The sequence below is a fragment of the Candidatus Palibaumannia cicadellinicola genome (assembly GCF_002855795.1).
Lineage (GTDB): Bacteria > Pseudomonadota > Gammaproteobacteria > Enterobacterales > Enterobacteriaceae > Baumannia > Baumannia cicadellinicola_C.
This window is the reverse complement of record NZ_NJPO01000167.1, coordinates 1-3502: the sequence shown is the minus strand read 5'-3', so window position 1 is coordinate 3502 and position 3502 is coordinate 1. Positions and strand designations below refer to the sequence as shown.

General features: G+C 42.9%; 3 protein-coding genes. 2 read left to right on the top strand and 1 reads right to left on the bottom strand.

All coding sequences use genetic code 11. The features are described from left to right. The first annotated feature begins 8 nt into the window (after positions 1-8). Together purH and purD are read left to right on the top strand one after the other, a co-directional pair. On the top strand, positions 9-1598 hold the full coding sequence (gene purH, locus CEX73_RS03100; protein ID WP_101627123.1) for a bifunctional phosphoribosylaminoimidazolecarboxamide formyltransferase/IMP cyclohydrolase: 1590 nt from the start codon (positions 9-11) through the stop codon (positions 1596-1598). 16 nt (positions 1599-1614) lie between these two features. Then, positions 1615-2913: a phosphoribosylamine--glycine ligase gene (gene purD / locus CEX73_RS03095; protein WP_101627122.1), complete on the top strand. Its 1299-nt coding sequence runs from the start codon at positions 1615-1617 to the stop codon at positions 2911-2913. A gap of 73 nt (positions 2914-2986) precedes the next feature. On the opposite strand, the gene hupA is transcribed toward purD, so the two are convergent. Then, a complete protein-coding gene (gene hupA / locus CEX73_RS03090) occupies positions 2987-3265 on the bottom strand; it encodes a nucleoid-associated protein HU-alpha (RefSeq protein ID WP_101627121.1) in 279 nt (92 codons plus the stop codon). Positions 3266-3502 lie beyond the last annotated feature (237 nt).

Here is a 3502-nt window from a genome sequence, read left to right as displayed (position 1 = left end):
TATTTTCTATGCTACCACCACTTCCTATCCGCCGCGCTTTACTTAGTGTGTCGGACAAAACTCATCTGTTAGAATTCGCACAATCATTATCCCACTACGGGGTGAAGCTACTATCTACTGGTGGAACTGCGCGCCTGTTGGTCCAAGCGGGACTGCAGGTAACAGAAGTTTCCGATTACACCGGTTTTCCGGAAATGATGGACGGGCGAGTAAAAACATTGCATCCAAAAGTACATGGTGGCATCCTAGCCCGCCGTAATATCGATGATACGATCATGCATCAGCATGGTATAGAACCTATTGACATGGTCGTAGTAAACCTCTATCCCTTCGCCGAAACAGTTGCGTGCGCAACATGTAACCATGAAGAAGCTGTGGAAAAAATAGACATTGGTGGTACAACCCTTTTGCGCTCCGCTGCTAAAAACTATATGAATGTTGCAATAATAGTAAATATTAAAGATTATGTTGCGATTATTGCAGAAATGAATAGTAATCAGGGCGCTCTTACCCTAGAAACACGCTTTAATCTCGCAATTAAGGCGTTTGAACACACAGCAGCCTACGATTGTCAGATCGCTAACTATTTTGGGCGCCAAGTACAGGCTTATTATAGCGATAGCTGTAAACCGTCCGGTCAGTTCCCGCGTACCTTAAATCTAAACTTTATTAAGAAACAAGATATGCGTTATGGTGAAAACAGTCATCAGTTAGCAGCATTCTATATTGATACTGGGCGTCAATATGTATCAGTAGCTACCGCACAACAGTGGCAAGGCAAAGCCCTTTCCTATAATAATATAGCAGATACTGACGTGGCGTTAGAGTGTGTGAGAGAGTTTAGTGAACCAGCATGTGTCATCGTTAAACACGTTAATCCATGCAGTGTTGCTACAGGAGAAACTATTTTAGCAGCATATAAACGTGCTTATCAAACCGATCCTACTTCAGCTTTCGGCGGCGTTATCGCTTTTAATCAGTTACTAGACGCTAGTACGGCCAGAGAGATTATTCTCAGCCAGTTCGTGGAAGTTATTATCGCACCAACGGTCGATAAAGATGCTCTGGCAATACTGGGAACCAAAAAGAATGTGCGAATTTTGACGAGCGGCCAATGGAATGAGCAGGTACCTAGTCTCGATTTTAAACGAGTAAACGGCGGGCTACTAGTACAAGAACGAGATTTGAGCATGGTTAAACCCCAGGATTTACTTGTAGTAAGTAAACGTCAGCCGACGAAGTCGGAGATACGTGATGCGCTGTTTTGCTGGAAAGTCGCAAAATTCGTCAAATCAAACGCTATCGTTTATGCGAAAGATAACCGAACTATCGGTATTGGCGCTGGCCAGATGAGTCGCGTTTACTCTGCCAAAATTGCGGGCATCAAAGCTGCGGAAGAAGGTTTAGATGTACGTGGATCAACCATGGCTTCTGATGCTTTTTTTCCATTTCGCGATGGGATTGACTCTGCGGCGGCAGTTGGTATTAGTTGTGTTATTCAGCCTGGTGGATCTATTAGAGATCAAGAAGTAATCACTGCTGCCAATGAGCATGGTATTGCTATGATTTTTACTCATATACGTCATTTTCGCCACTAAACATAGGAGCTAACTCATAAATATATTAATTATTGGTAACGGTGGACGTGAACATGCCTTGGCATGGAAAGCAGCGAGCTCTCCTTTAGCAGAAAAAATATTCGTAGCTCCTGGTAACGCTGGCACCGCTCTTGAGCAGTCAATAACAAATATTAATATCGCAGCTACCGATATTCCAGCGCTGGTGGCTTTTGCTAAACAGCAAAATATAGGTTTAACTATAGTAGGTCCGGAAGTTTCGCTAGTAAAAGGTATCGTGGATGTTTTTAATGCTGCTGGGCTACGGGTGTTCGGCCCAACCCAAGCAGCGGCACAGTTAGAAGGTTCTAAGACTTTCACTAAAGAGTTTTTAGCTCGCCATCATATTCCCACTGGTTTTTACCAGAATTTTACCGAAATAGGGCCAGCTATAAATTATGTGCAGCAGCAAGGAGTGCCTATTGTAATTAAGGCGGACGGATTAGCCGCTGGCAAGGGAGTGATAGTAGCTATAACCTTAGCTGAAGCAGAATCCGCTATTAAGGATATACTAGTTAGTAAAATGTTTGGCGAAGCTGGCCATCGCATTGTCATTGAAGAATTCCTCCGTGGTGAAGAGGTAAGTTTTATCGTTATGGTGGATGGCAAACATGTTTTACCGATGGCGACGAGCCAAGATTATAAGCGAGTAGGTGATGGAGATACCGGCCTTAATACTGGCGGGATGGGAGCCTATTCCCCGGCGCCGGTAGTTACTAATCAATTGTATAATCAAATATTAGATCAGATAATCTTGCCGACAGTAAAAGGCATGGCATGGGAAGATAATCCCTATACTGGTTTTCTTTATGCCGGCTTAATGATTACACCAGAGGGCCAGCCGAAAGTTCTGGAGTTTAATTGCCGTTTGGGAGATCCGGAAACCCAGACCATAATGTTTCGTATGCGCTCCGACTTGGTAGCGCATTGTCTAGCGGCAACCGAAGGTTGTTTAGATCAAGAGATATCAGAGTGGGACGAAAGATGTGCCTTAAGCGTGGTACTAGCATCAGGTGGTTATCCTGGCGATTACCGCATTGGTTATGAAATTAGTGGCTTGCCGACAAAAGATAGCAATGAAGAGAAAGTGTTCCATGCTGGAACATGTCTGGAGCAAGGTAAGATTTTGACACAGAGCGGTAGAGTTTTGTGCGTTACCGCGCTAGGCTATAAAATAGCAGAAGCGCAAGCACGTGTTTACCAAGTAGTCGACTCAATACATTGGCAGAATAGTTTTTACCGGCGCGATATCGGTTATAGGGTAGGGGTATTGCCTGCAAAGCTTAGTAAAACTTAAACTAGCTCAAATCAAGCTCTATCGTCCTAAAGAGAGGAGAGATTTTCTCCTCTACTTTAACGGTGCATACATACTACGTTGACTTTACTGCTTCTTTTAATGCTTTACCAGACATAAATGCCGGCACGTTAACAGCAGCTATTTTTATTTCTTTACCAGTCTGTGGATTACGGCCAATGCGCTCGCTACGATGATTAATTTTGAAAGTACCGAAACCAACCAATTGTACGGCATCACCCTCTTTCAGAGACTTAGTAATTGCTGCCAAGGTTGATTCCAGTGCTAATTTAGCCTGTGCTTTGGAGAGATCAGCTTTATCCGCAATTACATCAATTAGTTGAGTTTTATTCATATATTATCCTTATAGTGTTTTTAGCGCTTGCTAAGCATCGAGTGCTACGTATTTTGACGTCTATCAAATGTAGACCAGACAGGAGATCATGTGAAGTCTTATAGCAAAGTCAAAGAACAGTTGAAGAAAAGAAGTAGAACTTTCTATCTCTTCTATATTACTCTATTACTCTGTAGTGTTTATAGATCACTCAATTGAAAGTAAAATCAGGATAATTAGCTCTTAGCTCATAAGAGT

Coding starts and splice junctions, on each gene's coding strand:
- hupA (WP_101627121.1), bottom strand. CDS start 3,265: ATGAATAAAACTCAACTAATTGATGTAATTGCGGATAAAGCTGATCTC.
- purH (WP_101627123.1), top strand. CDS start 9: ATGCTACCACCACTTCCTATCCGCCGCGCTTTACTTAGTGTGTCGGAC.